This is a genomic window from Zoogloea sp., assembly GCF_041914405.1.
In the GTDB taxonomy this organism is placed as follows: Bacteria; Pseudomonadota; Gammaproteobacteria; order Burkholderiales; family Rhodocyclaceae; genus Zoogloea.
The window spans coordinates 40,986-54,452 of sequence record NZ_JAYSDK010000026.1; the positions used below are offsets into that span (position 1 = coordinate 40,986).

The 13,467-nt window shown below is 69.1% G+C and carries 15 protein-coding genes; 10 read left to right on the forward strand and 5 right to left on the reverse strand.

What is annotated here, in order from left to right; translation table 11 throughout:
• Positions 1-11: 11 nt before the first annotated feature.
• From ACE3RX_RS15690 to ACE3RX_RS15730, 9 genes are all read left to right on the forward strand, one after another.
• A complete protein-coding gene (locus ACE3RX_RS15690) occupies positions 12-1,271 on the forward strand; it encodes an OmpP1/FadL family transporter (RefSeq protein WP_374485720.1) in 1,260 nt (419 codons plus the stop codon).
• 80 nt (positions 1,272-1,351) lie between these two features.
• Positions 1,352-1,801, forward strand: a complete 450-nt coding sequence (locus ACE3RX_RS15695) for a YeeE/YedE family protein (protein WP_374485722.1) — start codon at positions 1,352-1,354, stop codon at positions 1,799-1,801.
• A complete protein-coding gene (locus ACE3RX_RS15700) occupies positions 1,798-2,286 on the forward strand; it encodes a DUF6691 family protein (RefSeq protein ID WP_374485724.1) in 489 nt (162 codons plus the stop codon). Before ACE3RX_RS15695 ends, ACE3RX_RS15700 begins: the two co-directional genes overlap by 4 nt.
• A 78-nt stretch (positions 2,287-2,364) precedes the next feature.
• Positions 2,365-3,288: an AraC family transcriptional regulator gene (locus tag ACE3RX_RS15705; RefSeq protein ID WP_374485726.1), complete on the forward strand. Its 924-nt coding sequence runs from the start codon at positions 2,365-2,367 to the stop codon at positions 3,286-3,288.
• A gap of 94 nt (positions 3,289-3,382) precedes the next feature.
• Positions 3,383-3,943 carry a carboxymuconolactone decarboxylase family protein gene (locus tag ACE3RX_RS15710; RefSeq protein WP_374485728.1) on the forward strand — a complete coding sequence of 187 codons (561 nt, stop codon included), beginning with the start codon at positions 3,383-3,385 and terminating at the stop codon, positions 3,941-3,943.
• Complete coding sequence (locus ACE3RX_RS15715; protein WP_374485730.1) at positions 3,940-5,025, forward strand: acyl-CoA dehydrogenase family protein; 1,086 nt, start codon at positions 3,940-3,942, stop codon at positions 5,023-5,025. The genes ACE3RX_RS15710 and ACE3RX_RS15715 overlap by 4 nt, the downstream gene beginning before the upstream one ends.
• Positions 5,022-5,822 (forward strand): ABC transporter ATP-binding protein, encoded by an 801-nt coding sequence (locus tag ACE3RX_RS15720; protein ID WP_374485732.1) that lies wholly within the window; start codon positions 5,022-5,024, stop codon positions 5,820-5,822. The genes ACE3RX_RS15715 and ACE3RX_RS15720 overlap by 4 nt, the downstream gene beginning before the upstream one ends.
• 51 nt (positions 5,823-5,873) lie before the next feature.
• A complete protein-coding gene (locus ACE3RX_RS15725; protein ID WP_374485734.1) occupies positions 5,874-7,112 on the forward strand; it encodes an ABC transporter substrate-binding protein in 1,239 nt (412 codons plus the stop codon).
• Positions 7,112-7,858 carry an ABC transporter permease gene (locus ACE3RX_RS15730; protein WP_374485736.1) on the forward strand — a complete coding sequence of 249 codons (747 nt, stop codon included), beginning with the start codon at positions 7,112-7,114 and terminating at the stop codon, positions 7,856-7,858. The genes ACE3RX_RS15725 and ACE3RX_RS15730 overlap by 1 nt, the downstream gene beginning before the upstream one ends.
• 171 nt (positions 7,859-8,029) lie before the next feature.
• Here the strand turns inward: ACE3RX_RS15730 and ACE3RX_RS15735 are convergent, their stop codons facing one another.
• The 3 genes from ACE3RX_RS15735 to ACE3RX_RS15745 form a co-directional block, all read right to left on the reverse strand.
• Positions 8,030-8,854, reverse strand: a complete 825-nt coding sequence (locus tag ACE3RX_RS15735) for an EAL domain-containing protein (protein WP_374485738.1) — start codon at positions 8,852-8,854, stop codon at positions 8,030-8,032.
• A gap of 144 nt (positions 8,855-8,998) precedes the next feature.
• Positions 8,999-9,316 carry an FHIPEP family type III secretion protein gene (locus tag ACE3RX_RS15740; RefSeq protein WP_374485740.1) on the reverse strand — a complete coding sequence of 106 codons (318 nt, stop codon included), beginning with the start codon at positions 9,314-9,316 and terminating at the stop codon, positions 8,999-9,001.
• Between the two features lie 127 nt (positions 9,317-9,443).
• A complete protein-coding gene (locus ACE3RX_RS15745) occupies positions 9,444-9,938 on the reverse strand; it encodes a hypothetical protein (RefSeq protein WP_374485742.1) in 495 nt (164 codons plus the stop codon).
• Between the two features lie 165 nt (positions 9,939-10,103).
• Here ACE3RX_RS15745 and ACE3RX_RS15750 point away from each other — a divergent pair, with 165 nt between their 5' ends.
• Positions 10,104-10,517 carry a hypothetical protein gene (locus tag ACE3RX_RS15750; RefSeq protein WP_374485744.1) on the forward strand — a complete coding sequence of 138 codons (414 nt, stop codon included), beginning with the start codon at positions 10,104-10,106 and terminating at the stop codon, positions 10,515-10,517.
• A 104-nt stretch (positions 10,518-10,621) separates the two neighbouring features.
• Here ACE3RX_RS15750 and ACE3RX_RS15755 read toward each other — a convergent pair whose 3' ends face one another.
• Both ACE3RX_RS15755 and ACE3RX_RS15760 read right to left on the reverse strand, forming a co-directional pair.
• Positions 10,622-11,263, reverse strand: a complete 642-nt coding sequence (locus ACE3RX_RS15755; RefSeq protein ID WP_374485746.1) for a redoxin domain-containing protein — start codon at positions 11,261-11,263, stop codon at positions 10,622-10,624.
• A gap of 5 nt (positions 11,264-11,268) precedes the next feature.
• The gene (locus ACE3RX_RS15760; protein WP_374485748.1) at positions 11,269-13,461 is read right to left on the reverse strand and encodes a protein-disulfide reductase DsbD family protein; all 2,193 of its coding nucleotides are present in this window, start codon (positions 13,459-13,461) and stop codon (positions 11,269-11,271) included.
• Positions 13,462-13,467: the final 6 nt, after the last annotated feature.

Sequence of the window (13,467 nt, forward strand, 5' to 3'; positions counted from 1 at the left end):
AAAACAAAACCATGAACTTGCGCAAGACTCTTTTGGCCGCCAGCCTAGCGGCCGCGGCGTGGCCCTTTGCCGCGTCGGCCACCAACGGCTATTTCTCCCACGGTTACGGCGTGCGCGCCCAGGGTGTTGCCGGTGTTTCCATCGCCCTGCCGCAGGACGGGCTCGCCGCGGCCGCCAATCCGGCCGGCACTGTGCTGGTGGGCGACCGCGTCGACCTGGGCGTGTCCCTGTTTCGGCCCGACCGTGGCGCTTCGATCCGCGGCAATGGCTATGGCGCCAACGGTGACTTCAGCGCCAACGACAGCAACAACTTCCTGATTCCCGAATTCGGCTACGCCCGCCAGTTGTCGCCCAACCTCGGCTGGGGCGTTGCGGTGTATGGCAATGGCGGGATGAACACCGATTACTGCTGCAATCCCTTCGGTGCTTTTGGCTCCACCGGCCGCGCCGGCGTCGATCTGTCCCAGCTGTTCATCACGCCGTCCGTCGCCTATAGGCTGACTCCCACGCAGTCCATTGGTGCCGCGGTGACCTTTGCCTACCAGCGCTTCGCGGCGCGCGGGCTCGGTGCCTTCGATAATCCGATGACCTCGTCGAATCCGGGCTCGGTGACCGACCGCGGTCATGACAGCTCCACCGGCGTCGGCATCAAGCTGGGCTGGATCGGCGAGGTGCTGCCGAGCGTCAAGCTCGGCGCAAGCTGGTCGTCGCGCATCGAGACCGGCGAACTCGGCCGCTACAAGGGCCTTTTTGAAGGCGGCGGCGGCTTCGACGTGCCGGCCAACTACGGCGTCGGCGTGGCCTGGCAGGCCTTGCCGGCACTGACCCTCGCGGCAGACTGGCAGCGGGTTGAGTACAGCAGCGTGAAGGCGGTCGGCAATCCGCTGTCGGTGCTGTTCAGCGGCGGGCAGCTGGGGGCCGACAACGGCGCCGGCTTCGGCTGGCGCGACGTGTCCACCGTGAAGATCGGCGCAATCTACAAGGCCGACGAACGCCTGACCCTGCGCGCCGGCGTCAGCCGCAACCAGCAGGCTGTGCCGGCCAACCAGACTTTTGTTAACATCCTCGCCCCCGGCGTGGTGCGCAACCATTACAGCCTCGGCGCCAGCTTCAAGAGTGCGCCCGGCGGCGAGTGGAGCGTGGCTTATACCCGGGTGCCCCGGACCACGGTGTCCGGCTCGGGCTCCATCCCCGCCAGCTTCGGCGGCGGCGAGGCCGACCTGCGCATGAGCCAGGACGTGCTGACGGTGGGGTATTCCTGGGCGCTGTGATCCGCGGGGCAGGTTAATCCACTGTTCGCCGCCACAGTGAGTTGGCCGGTGGGATCGCTTCACCAAACGAAAGGTATCCAATGAGTATCGCCTGGCAGGCCTTCACGCCCTGGTCTGCGGTCACTGGCGGGGCCCTGATCGGGCTGGCTGCCACCGCCTTGTTGCTGGTGACTGGCCGCGTCGCTGGAATCAGCGGCATCCTGGCCGGGCTGCTGCGGGCACCGGGCGATCGGGCCTGGCGTTTCGTCTTTGTGGCCGGCTTGTTGCTGGCGCCGCTGGTGCTGCACCTGTTCGCGCCAGGGCTGGGTGTTCCGGCTCCGGCGGAGGCCCCCGACGCACGTGTCCTGCTGCTGGCCGGTTTGCTGGTTGGTGTCGGCACGCGTTTCGCCAACGGCTGCACCAGCGGTCACGGGGTGTGCGGCCTGGCTCGCCTGTCCCTGAGTTCGCTGGCGGCGGTGGCGGTGTTCATGGGCAGCGCGATCGCGGTGGTATTCCTGGTGCGGCACGGGCTGGGGGGAGCAGGGGCATGAGCGCCTCCCACCTGAATGAGCGTGCCGCCGTCGCGGTGACCACCGCACAGCCTACCGGTGCAGCCCGTGCCATCGGCTTGCTCGGTGCGCTGCTGTCGGGCCTGCTGTTTGGCGTCGGCCTGCTGCTGTCGGGCATGACCGACCCGGCCAAGGTGCTGGGCTTTCTGGATATCTTTGGCGCCTGGGATCCGTCGCTGGCCTTCGTGATGGTCGGTGGCATCGCCGCGGCGCGGGTTGGCGTGGTGCTCATCGGCCGTCGCGGCGCGACCTTTTCCGGGCTGCCGGTGTGCCTGCCGCCCAAGCGCGCCATCGATGCCCGCCTGATTGTCGGTAGCGCGCTGTTCGGCGCCGGCTGGGGCCTGGCCGGCTATTGCCCCGGGCCGGCGGTGGTCTCCCTGGGCTTCGGCTCTTCGTCCGCGCTGGCGCTGGTGGCCGGGATGCTGTTGGGTTTGTGGATCGTTCCTCATTCCCGCTCGCGGCGATAAGCAAAGCACTTTTAATTGGTTCGTTTTCCGGTTGGCCTTGGCAACACTTGAGGCCACTTCACGCCGGACAACGAACCCATGAGCACCGAAACCGATCGTCTTGCCCACTGGCTGGTCAGCGGGCTCGAACTGGACGCCACCGTCTTCCACGTGGGCCAGTATTGCGGGCCGTGGCGGGCGTCCACCGCCGGCCGGGAGAAGGCCAGCTTCCACCTGGTGCTGCGTGGCCAGTCCTACCTGCACCTCGACGGCCAGGCGCCGATCGCCCTCGGCGAGCGGGAAGGGGTCTTCCTGCTGCGCGATATTCCCCATTGCCTGACGCCCGAGCCCGATGCGGGGCCGGCTTTCGAGCCCTGCGACATGCAGCCGATGGTGCCGGCGCTGGACGGCGCCTGCGGGCTGGCCTGCGGCTTCTTCCAGTTCCGTGGCCTGCTCGGCGAGCTGTTCCGCGGCGCCTTTCCCGACTATGTATTGATCCGCGCCGATTCCGCCGCGCTGAAGGCGGTGGCGCCGCTGTTCGATCTGATCCTCGCCGAGGCGGAGCGGGGCGATGGCGCGCCGTCGCCGCTGATCGAGCGTCTCACCGAGCTGCTGTTCTTCTACGTAATCCGTGAGGTGGCGCGCCGCGACGATGTGGCTGCCGGCCTGCTGGCAGTGGCGCGGCGGCCGGAGTTCGCACCGCTGCTCGACGACCTGCTGCGCGAGCCCGGCAAGCCCTGGTCCATCGAGGACATGGCCCGCGTGGCGCGCATGTCGCGGGCCAGTTTCTGTCGCCACTTCGTCGAGGCCAGCGGCCAGCCGCCGGCCCAGTTCCTGCTGCAGGTGCGCATGAAGATCGCCGCGCGCCGGCTGCAGAGCGGCGACAGTGTGCTGCGGGCTGCCGAGCACGTTGGCTACTACTCCCAGGCGGCCTTCACCCGCGCCTTCAAGAAAGTGATCGGCGAGCAACCGGGCGCCTTCCAGCGCGCGCGCCGCAATCCGCTGCCACACACACACCGTTAGACGAAAGAGCAAAAAGCAGCGACGTTCGTGCATAGAGGGCGTCCCGCCCGATGGGGAGAATGGCTCCATCACGAACAATGCTGTGGAGATTTCCATGACCCGCTTGACCGTCCATACCCCCGCCACCGCGCCGGAGGGCAGCCGTGCCTTCATCGACACGGTGATCACCAACAACGGCTTCCTGCCCAACCTGATCGGTGTGCTGGCCAATGCGCCGGCGGCCCTCGAAACCTACCTCACGGTGTCCGGCATCAACGCCCGCGCCAGCCTCAGCCTGGCCGAGCGGGAAGTGGTGCAGATCACTGCCGCCAGCGTGCATGGCTGCGACTTCTGCGTGGCCGGGCATACCGCCATCGCCCTCAAGAAGGCCGGCCTCGAGCGGGATCTGGTGCGCGCGCTGCAGGAGCGGGCGAGCACCGGCAACGCCCGTTTCGACGCGCTGGTGGCCTTCACCCGCGCGGTGATCCTGACCCGCGGCAACGTCGGCAAGGGCGAGCTGGCCGACTTCTTGGCCGCCGGCTTCAGCGAGCAGCAGGTGCTGGAAGTCATCCTCGGCGTGAGCCTGGCGACCTTGTGCAACTTCGCCAACAACCTGGCCGGCACCGGCATCAACCCCGAGCTGCAAGCCTACCGACCGGGAGCGCTGGAAGCATGACGCAGACGATCCGTAGTCAGGACGACGCGCTGGCCTGGGTATCCGCCCACGCGGCATCCCTCGACCGGGACGCGACCTATGCCGACCAAGTGGTGCCGGTGCTCGGCGCCGCCGGTTTCTTCCGCATCGGCGTGCCGGCGGAACTGGGCGGCAGCGGTGGCGGCACCTGGGACGCGGTGGAGGCTATCGCCCGCGTCGCCGAACATTCACTGACCGTCGCCTTCGTCTTTTGGGGGCAGCGCTGCTTCATCGGTTATCTGCTCGACAGCGATAACACCGCGCTGCGCGAGCGCACGCTGCCGGCCTTGCTGAGCGGCGAGCTGGCTGGCGCGACCGGCCTGTCCAATGCCATGAAGTACCTGTCGGGCATTGAAAACCTGTCTGTCGCCGCGACGCCGACGGCGGACGGCTGGACGCTCGATGGCCGCCTGCCGTGGGTCACCAATCTGCGCCGCAGCGGCTACGTGGTGGCGGCGGCGGTGGAGCCGACCGACGGCCAGCCGCCGGCGGTGGTGGCCCTTTTCCACGACACGCCTGGCGCGGTGCGCAGCGACGACCTGGAACTGCTGGCCCTGCGCGGCAGCAACACCGCGGCCATCGACATCCGTGGCGTGGCCTCGGGGGCGGGAGAACTGATCGCCGCCGATGCGCGCGCTTTCCTGCCGCGGGTGCGGCCAGCCTTCCTGAGCCTGCAGTGCGGCATGTCCATCGGCCTGGCGCGGGCCAGCCTTGCGGCGTCGAAGGCCAGTGGCAGCGCCGCCCGGGCCGGGCTACAGGCGCGCATCGACGGCATCGAGACCGATCTGGCGGACGCCATCTCTGCATTGCGCAACGGCCTTGCTGACGGAAGTTTTGCAGTCCAGGCGGCGACGCTGTTCCGCATCCGCATCCGCCTGGCCGGCATCGTCCGCGAGGCGGCCGACCTGGAACTGGACGCCACTGGCGGCCGCGCCTACCTGCTGGCGACCACCGGCGACTTCGCCCGGCGTTGGCTGGAGGCCGCCTTCGTACCGGTCGTCACGCCGAGCCTGACCCAGTTGCACGGCGAGCTGGAACGCCACGCCGCCCTGAGGGCCGCATGAACAGCCCGCTGGCGGAACCGGCAATCGCCGAAGCCGGCCGCGCGCCGGCGGTGCTGGAAGGCAGTGGCCTGTCCTATGCCCATGCCGGTGTGGGCACCATCTTCGACGGCGTCTCGTTGACGGTGCGCCGGCGCGAGATCGTCGCGCTGATGGGCTGCAGCGGCTGCGGCAAGTCCACGCTGCTGCGCGTGCTGGCCGGCCTCGAAAAACCGGTGGCGGGGGAGGTGCGCTTCCTCGGTGACGGGCTGGTCGAACCCCATCCGCGCAGCGCGCTGGTGTTCCAGCAACCGAGCCTGCTGCCGTGGCTGAACCTGGCCGGCAACGTCGGCTTCGGCCTCGATTTCGCGCACCAGCCGAAGGCGGCCAGGGCCGAACTGGCCGAGCGTGTGGCCGCCGCCATCGATGCGGTGGGCTTGGCCGGCCGCGAGGCGGCCTATCCGTCCGAGCTGTCCGGCGGCATGGCCCAGCGCGCGGCGCTCGCACGTGCGCTGGCGCGGCAACCGGAGCTGTTGTTCGCCGATGAACCCTTCTCGGCGCTCGACGCGATCACCCGCGCCGAGATGCAGGCGTTGCTGGTGGACGTGGTGCATCGCTGGCATTCGGCGGTGCTGCTGGTCACCCACGACATCGACGAAGCCATTCTGGTCGCCGACCGCATCGTGCTGATGGGTGGCCGGCCGGGCCGGCTGGTGCAGGAGTGGACGGTGGACATTCCGCGCCCGCGGGAGGATTTCCCCGAGGCCGTCTCCGCGCTGCGCCTGGCCATCCTCGCGGCGCTACGCCACAGCAGCCAATAAAACTGCACTCGACCGCGCATTGATCTGAAACTCCCACCGGAGACCGACTTCATGGATTACCGATCCGACTCCCGTTCCATCCATATCTGCCAGTCGCCGGACTGCGGCTGCGGCCTGAGCCGCCGCGACTTTCTGCGCCTGTCGGCGCTCACCGCCGCCAGCGTGGCGGCGCCGCTGCTGTCTGCCGGTGACGCGCTGGCCCAGGGCGCGGGCAGCGACCTGCCGGTGAAGATCGGCTACCTGCCGATCACCGACGCCACGCCGCTACTCGTCGCCCACGGCCGCAAGCTGTTCGAGGCGGAAGGCCTGCGCGTCGAGAAGCCACGCCTGTTCCGCAGCTGGGCGCAGATCGTCGAGGCCTTCGTCGCCGGCCAGGTTAACGTCATCCACCTGCTGTCGCCGGCCACCCTGTGGGTGCGCTACGGCACGCGCTTCCCGGCCAAGGTGGTGGCCTGGAACCACGTGAACGGCTCGGCGCTGACGGTGGCGCCGGGCATCAACAGCGTTGCCGAGCTGGGTGGCAAGACCGTCGCGATCCCGTTCTGGTACTCGATCCACAACGTGTTGCTGCAGCAGATCCTGCAGGCCAACGGCCTGGTGCCGGTGACCAAGGCGCGGGACGCGGGCCTGGCCCGCAACGAGGTGAACCTGATCGTGCTGCCGCCCGCCGAGATGGTGTCGGCGCTGGCCGGCAAGTCCATCGCCGGCTTCATCGTCGCCGATCCTTTCAACGCATTGGCCGAGACCGCCGGCGTCGGCAAGGTGCTGCGCCTGTCCGGCGACGTGTGGAAGAACCACGCCTGCTGCGTGACCTTTCTTGCCGAGCGGGATATCGCCGAGCGCCCGGAATGGGCCCAGCGCGTCACCAACGCCATCGTCAAAGCCCAGCTGTGGACCCGCAGCAACCAGCTCGACGCCGCCAAGCTGTTGTCCAGCGCCGACGACAACCGCTACACGCCGCATAGCCCGCAGGTGCTCGCCAAGGTGCTGGCGACCACCGACTACGCCAGCTACGAGGCCAGCGGCGCGGCGCGCAACAAGGGCTGGTACCAGCGGCGCATCGACTTCCAGCCCTATCCCTTCCCGTCCTACACCGAAGAGCTGGTGCGCGTGCTGCAGAAGACCAAGGTGGAGGGCGACAACGCCTTCCTGGCCAAGCTCGACCCGCGCTTCGCCGCCCGCGACTTGGTGGATGACCGCTTCGTGCGCAAGGCCATCGCCGCCGTCGGCGGGCCGTCGGCCTTCGGGCTGCCGGCCGACCTGCTGCGCAAGGAAGTGCTGGCGGTGTGATGGTGGCGAATCTCCTGCTCCCGCTCACCGGCCTGCTGGCCGCGGCCCTGCTGTGGGCCGTCGGCGCCGGCTGGCTGGCGTCCCACACGCCGGTGGCGGCCAGCTTTGCACCCGTGCCGGCCTTCGAGGCGCTGTTGCAACTGCTGCAGGGGCGAGACCTATGGACCCACGTGGGCATCAGCCTGCAGCGGGTCGGCATCGGCCTCGCCATCGCGCTGGTGCTGGGCATTCCCCTTGGCGTGCTGACCGGGTTGTCGAAGTGGTTCTCCCGCAGCACGACGCCGCTGTTCCAGTTTGCGCGGATGATCTCGCCGCTGTCGTGGATGCCGCTGGCGGTGATGGTGCTCGGCGTCGGCGATGCGCCGGTGTACTTCCTGCTGGCCTTCGCGGCGGTGTGGCCGATCCTGCTCAACACCGCGTCGGGCGTGGCCCAGCTCGACCCCAACTGGCTGCTGCTGGCGCGCAGCCTGTCGGCGACCCGTCGCGAGACGATCCTGCGGGTGATCCTGCCCGGCATCACCGCCCACATCCTGACCGGCGTGCGGCTGGCCATCGGCATCATCTGGATCGTGCTGGTGCCGGCGGAAATGCTCGGCGTGTCAGCCGGGCTGGGCTATTTCATCCTCGATTCCCGCGACCGCCTGGCCTACTCGGACCTGATGGCGGCGATCCTGGTGATCGGCTTCCTCGGCTACCTGCTCGACCACGCCGCCCGCAGCCTGCACCGGCGCTGGCTGCACGCCTGAGGTGGGAGGCTGTCGCGGGGCAGGGCGGTGTTTGAGCCGCGCCGCCTGGCGCCTGACGAGGATGCGCTGTCCAAGCCCGTGGGGGCGAATTCATTCGCCCGCGGACTTCGTTCAGCCGACTTTGGGCGAATGAATTCGCCCCCACGGTTCGCCTCCACGGTATTTGCCAGATCAGCCGTTGCTCGCGGGCTGTTCCTGCGCGAATGCCGTCGCCCCAACCGGGTGGCCGTAGGCGTAGCCCTGCAGCAGCACATGCTCGGCGGCCAGTTCCGGGGCGGGCTCTTCCACGTGGGTGACGATGATGCGGGCGTCTTCGCGCAGGCTGCTCAGCCATGTCAGGCTTTCGTGGGCTTCGACACCGTAGCCGAGTTTGCGCCGGTCCACCTTCACGAAATGCGGCCACACGGTATTGGAGATGGCCTGCCATTGGGCAGGGGACGCCACGTTCACGGCGACGCGGAAGCCGTTGCTGCGGTAGTTGCGCAGCACGAAGGCCAGCAGGTCGGGTTGGGCGCTGGCCTCCGGCGGCGTCTCGATGACGATGCTGTCCGGCGGCACGCCGAGGGCGTCCACCACGCGGCGGAAGGCGCGGCCGTGGTCGTCGCAGACGGCGGCGAGCAGGCGGCCGTGTACGTTGAGGAAGAGCGGCTGGTCGTTACCGGCGGTCAGCGCGTTGAGCAGATGCAGCGTGCGGGCCAGGCGGTCGAGGGCGATCAGACGGGCATCCTCCGCCGCCGTGGAGAACAGGCTCCAAGGGGAAAGGCCGTGCTCGCTGGTGCCGTGGCTGCGCAGTAAGGCCTCGCGGCCGACGATCACGCCGCTGCGGCCATCGACGATGGGCTGAAAGGCACTCGACAGCTGGAAACCGAACCAGTCGCCCACGACTGCGCCGCTTTCCGTGCGATGGAGCTGCTTGCCGGGGACGGGCTCTTGCGGCAGGCGGGCGAGAAAGTCCCGCGCCAGCGGGTTGAGTTGGGGGGCAGCAGCTTCGGCCATGGGCAGACTCCTTGGTGGATCGGGTGCGGACCCGCGGTCGCGGTCCGGCTACCCAATCTATTTCCACCCGGCCGCGGGCGGAACCAAGAAATTCTGCAAAACATATGCGGGCGCCTGGCCGGGCCGCCCGCGGTGGGGCAGGGCTCAGCCCAGCGAACCGACGATGCTGACTTCCCGCTGCTCCGGGATTTCGTTGTACGACAGCACGGACAGGCCGGGCGCGAACAGCCGCGCGTAGCGGGCCAGCAGCGGGCGGATCTGCGGCATCACCAGCAGGATCGGGGCTACGTTCTGCTGCTTCATCTGCTCGCGCACCTGGGGCATGTTGGACTGCAGCTGGGCCAGCAGGTTGGGGTCGATCGGGTAGTTGTCGAGGGCCGCCTTGCCGCCCTGGCGGGCCTGGTTCAGGGAGCCGAGCTTGTTCTCTCGCTCACTGCCCAGTTCCGCCAAGGGCCGCATCATGTACGTGGATTACGCTACCGAAACCGCCAGCAACAGGATGACGGATGCCCCCGTCTGGTGGGGGTGAAGTACCGCCCGATGCCGCCCCCCGCGCCATCGGGTTTTTTTCGCTTGTGTGTGGGGGGCGTCAGTCCGCCGCGGGTTGCCAGCCGGGATGCTCGAAGTAGGTACCGTAGGCCTGCAGAGCCTTCTGCAGGCGGGCGGCACCGGCGTGACGTTGGCCGGGCGTCTTGCCGCGCATCATCTCGGCGCCGCCCAGCATGTCGGCAATGATGAGGTGCAGCATTTCATCGGCCTCGGGGGCCAGCCGGCAGTGCTCGACGGCATAGGCGATCTTCCGCTCGACGGTGCTGGCGAGGGCCGTGTAGTCGCGTTTGCCGAAGCGTTCCCGGTGAATGGCCGGCAGCGCGTCGGCCAGCGCCTGGTTGATGTCGCCCATGACCTGCCGCAGCGGGGCGTCCGTCTCCCAGCGGGCGCCAGCGTTCAGATGCAGCCCGGCGGCCGGAGCGGCACCGTGGTGTTCGTGATGATGGTGGGCGTCGGCGGCGAAGGATGCCTGGCCGGGTACGGTCAGCAGCGTGAGCGCGCCGAGCGCCAGGGTGATCCACGGTCTGTTCTGCATGTCTTTCTTCCGCGTAGTGGGGCTGGGAGCAGGCATTGTCGGCCAAGCCGGTGGCCAGGGCTTTAACCGGTATCAAGGGTGGCCCGGATCCCGCGTTATCGCGCCTTGCCGGCCCGGCATTGCTATAGTTCGGGCCCGAACACGCATCAATCAGTGAGACGAAAAATGGCCAAGCAGGTGAGCAAGGTTTTCCAACACATCGACTTCGCGATCTGGCACGTGCCCCAGGCGGGCGGCTATGTGTACGAAGCGGCCGGCGTGGAACTCGACGACGACACCTACCAGGACAGCCCGTTTGAAGACAGCTACGAAGCGGCGCTGGAGGCGGCCTGCGAACTCTACGACGTGGAGATCGGCAGCCTGGGCGCCGAGCTGCCGGTGGTGTACGCCAACCGTTTGTTCAGCGTGTATGCGACGCCGGATGGGGAGTTCCTGTTCCACTTCGCCAGTGAGGACAGCGAGGCGCCGACGCTGGCCAGCTACGCCGGCCTGCCGGGGCCGCTTTTCGATAGCCGGGAAGAGGCCATCATCGCGGCCTTCGAGCAGGATCTGGAGCGCCGCAGCGAGCGGGCGGACTGAGCGTTCCGCGATCTGATTCCCGCTGTGGCGGGATGACGGATTGAATGCGAAAGGGGCGGGCGCCGTGTGGTCGGCGGCCCGCCCCTTTTTCGCTGGAGCGCGGCTCAGTCGGCGTATTTCACCGAGCAGCCGTAGGGCTTGGTGCTGGCGTGGGCCACCGGGCGGTTGGCGCCGAGGTCGGCGAGGGCCAGCTTCACGTAGTTGTCGGCCTTGGCGATGTCGTCCTTGCGGGCCGACGGGATGCTGTCGATGCCGCCCTTGTACACCAGCTTGCCGGCCGGATCGACGATGAACAGGTGCGGCGTGGTCTGGGCGCCGTAGAGCTTGCCCAGCTTGCCGTCCGGGTCGAGCACCACGCCGCTCGGCGCGGCGTTGCGGAAGCCGTTGATCTTGATTGCCGAGGCGCCTTCCACATGGCCCTGCTTGCCGGGGGCCGAGGAGATCACCTGCAGCCACACCACGCCCTTGGCGGTGGCGTCCTTCTGCAGTTGCGGGATGTTGCCGCTCTCGTAGTGCTTCACGACGAAGGGGCACTCGTGGTTGGTCCATTCGAGCACTACCGTCTTGCCCTTGTAGGCGGCCAGGCTGACCGGCTTGCCGTCGGCGCCCTGGGCAGTGAAGGCCGGGGCCGGCTGGCCGATCTCGGCGTTGGCGTGGGCGCTGCCGACGGCGGCCAGCGGCAGGGTGGCGACGGCCAGCTTGAGCAGGTTGCGGCGGGAGAGCTTGCGGGCGAGGGCGAAGGGCATCGTGATTACTCCTTGGCGAGTTTGGGGGAAGCGGTGGCTGGTCCGGCCGCAGCGATGGCGGACAGGACCGTGGCGGGGGTGAGCAGCTGGGGCAGCACCTGTGGCGCGGTGCTGGCGCCAGCCGGGTAGAGCAGGTACAGCGGCACGCCGCTGCGCCCGAACTCGGCCAGGTGGGCGGAGATCTGCGGGTCCTGGTTGGTCCAGTCGCCCTTCAGGTAGGTGATGCCGGCCTGGCGGAAGGCGTCGGCCACGCCGGCGTCGCTGAGGGCGACCTTCTCGTTGGCCAGGCAGGTGATGCACCAGGCAGCGGTGAAATTGACGAACACCGGCTTGCCGGCGGCGCGCAGTTCGTCGAAGCGGGCCTTGCTATAGGGCTCCCAGGCGTGCTTGGCGGTGCCGGCCGTGGCTGGGGCCGCGGCATTGGCGGCGCTGGACTGCACGCCGGCATAACCGCCGACCAGCGCGGTGAGCAGGGTCAGTACGGCCAGGCCGGTGCTGCCGTGGCGGGCGAACACGTGGGCGTTGCGGCTGCTGTCGTAGAGCCACGCGGCGAAGGCGATGGCCAGCATGCCGCCCAGCGCGATGGCGATGGCGTTGGGGCCGGCCTGCTGGGCCAGCACCCACACCAGCCACACGGCGGCGCCGTACATCGGGAAGGCCAGCGCCTGCTTGACGCGCTCCATCCACACGCCGGGGCGCGGCAGCGCGCGCTGCAGCGCCGGCCAGAAGCACAGCAGCAGGTAGGGCAGGGCGAGACCCAGGCCAAGGCTGAGGAACACCGCCAGCAGCACCGGCGCAGGCTGGCCCAGCGCGAAGCCGAGGGCGGCGCCCATGAAGGGAGCGGTGCACGGCGTGGCGACCACCGTGGCCAGCACGCCGGTGAAGAAGCTGCCAGCGTAGCCCGGCTTGTCGGCCAGCGAGGCGCCGATACCGGCCGCCGAACCGCCCAGCGTGAACACGCCGGACAGGCTGAGGCCGACCGCGAACATCAGGTAGGCCACCGCCAGCACGAAGGGTGGCGACTGGAACTGGAAGCCCCAGCCGACCTGCGTGCCGCCGGCCTTGAGGGCGATCAGCACGGCGCCGAGGGCCGCGAAGCTGGCCAGCACGCCGGCGGTGTAAGCGAGGCCCTGCAGGCGCACCCGCCGGCGGTCGTGACCGGCGTGGCGCAGCAGCGACAAGGCCTTGATCGACAGCACCGGGAAGACGCAGGGCATCAGGTTGAGGATTAGCCCGCCGGCGAGGGCCAGCAGCACGGCCATGCCGACGGAGAGGTCGGCGTTCTCGCCGGTTGGCGTCGCCCCGGCGCTGACCCCGGCGGCGGCCGACACCGGCGCGGCGATGCGGTAGCCCTGCGTCTGGCCGTCATCGTTGCTGATGCTCAGCACGCCGGCGAGGGTTTCCCCGTCCTTGGGTGGCTCCTCGCCGGGCTTGATATGGATTTCGAGGGTTTCGCCGACGACGGTGACTGGCTGCGGCGCGTCATGGGCGGTCTTGCCCCACTGCTCGGCGTAGAACCACAGCTCGCCGGGCGCCTGGCTGGCGAAACGGGCAGCCAGCCGTGCATCGGTGATGCGCAGCGCCAGCGTGTCCTTGCCTACGCGGGCATCGACGGGCCACGGGCTAGTGACGGGAAGGCGGGCGCGGGCCGCTTCGATCAGCGGGCTGCCGGGGCCGACGGTGCTGCCGGTGGCCTGCACGGGCAGCGTCAGTTCCAGCTCGACCTGCTGCGGGATGCAGGTTTCCTGGCAGACCAGCCAGTCCACCGTGGCCTTCACCGGAAAGCGTCCGCTTGCCGGCAGATCGGCCGGTGCCGTGACGGTGGTGAGCAGGGTGACTTCGTTCTCGTAGCCGTAGTTGACCACCGGGCCGAGCTTGAAGCGGCCCGGTATTGGCCACTGGATGTCGCCGGCACGGGCGCCGTTGGGCAGGGTCCACGCGATCTGCGTGGCGAGGCCGGAGTCGCCGGGATTGACCCAGTAGGTGTGCCAGTGGGGGATGATCTTCTGGCGCACGCCAAGCTGGATCTCGTCGCCGGGGCGGATGGCGGCGGCGGAGGCGACGAGTTCGGCCTCGACCTGCGCCGTGCTGGCGCGGGACGACGCGGCAAGGCCGGTGTCTGCGGCCAGACTCAAGGCCAGCACGGCCAGGCCGGAAGCGAAGCGGCGGGCGATCGGAAAGGAGCGCATGGTGGTCATCGGGCG

What these genes read in the sequence shown, in the direction of transcription:
- ACE3RX_RS15690 (WP_374485720.1), top strand. Translation starts at nt 12, where the DNA reads ATGAACTTGCGCAAGACTCTTTTGGCCGCCAGCCTAGCGGCCGCGGCG.
- ACE3RX_RS15695 (WP_374485722.1), top strand. Translation starts at nt 1,352, where the DNA reads ATGAGTATCGCCTGGCAGGCCTTCACGCCCTGGTCTGCGGTCACTGGC.
- ACE3RX_RS15700 (WP_374485724.1), top strand. Translation starts at nt 1,798, where the DNA reads ATGAGCGCCTCCCACCTGAATGAGCGTGCCGCCGTCGCGGTGACCACC.
- ACE3RX_RS15705 (WP_374485726.1), top strand. Translation starts at nt 2,365, where the DNA reads ATGAGCACCGAAACCGATCGTCTTGCCCACTGGCTGGTCAGCGGGCTC.
- ACE3RX_RS15710 (WP_374485728.1), top strand. Translation starts at nt 3,383, where the DNA reads ATGACCCGCTTGACCGTCCATACCCCCGCCACCGCGCCGGAGGGCAGC.
- ACE3RX_RS15715 (WP_374485730.1), top strand. Translation starts at nt 3,940, where the DNA reads ATGACGCAGACGATCCGTAGTCAGGACGACGCGCTGGCCTGGGTATCC.
- ACE3RX_RS15720 (WP_374485732.1), top strand. Translation starts at nt 5,022, where the DNA reads ATGAACAGCCCGCTGGCGGAACCGGCAATCGCCGAAGCCGGCCGCGCG.
- ACE3RX_RS15725 (WP_374485734.1), top strand. Translation starts at nt 5,874, where the DNA reads ATGGATTACCGATCCGACTCCCGTTCCATCCATATCTGCCAGTCGCCG.
- ACE3RX_RS15730 (WP_374485736.1), top strand. Translation starts at nt 7,112, where the DNA reads ATGGTGGCGAATCTCCTGCTCCCGCTCACCGGCCTGCTGGCCGCGGCC.
- ACE3RX_RS15735 (WP_374485738.1), bottom strand. Translation starts at nt 8,854, where the DNA reads ATGGCCGAAGCTGCTGCCCCCCAACTCAACCCGCTGGCGCGGGACTTT.
- ACE3RX_RS15740 (WP_374485740.1), bottom strand. Translation starts at nt 9,316, where the DNA reads ATGATGCGGCCCTTGGCGGAACTGGGCAGTGAGCGAGAGAACAAGCTC.
- ACE3RX_RS15745 (WP_374485742.1), bottom strand. Translation starts at nt 9,938, where the DNA reads ATGCAGAACAGACCGTGGATCACCCTGGCGCTCGGCGCGCTCACGCTG.
- ACE3RX_RS15750 (WP_374485744.1), top strand. Translation starts at nt 10,104, where the DNA reads ATGGCCAAGCAGGTGAGCAAGGTTTTCCAACACATCGACTTCGCGATC.
- ACE3RX_RS15755 (WP_374485746.1), bottom strand. Translation starts at nt 11,263, where the DNA reads ATGCCCTTCGCCCTCGCCCGCAAGCTCTCCCGCCGCAACCTGCTCAAG.
- ACE3RX_RS15760 (WP_374485748.1), bottom strand. Translation starts at nt 13,461, where the DNA reads ATGACCACCATGCGCTCCTTTCCGATCGCCCGCCGCTTCGCTTCCGGC.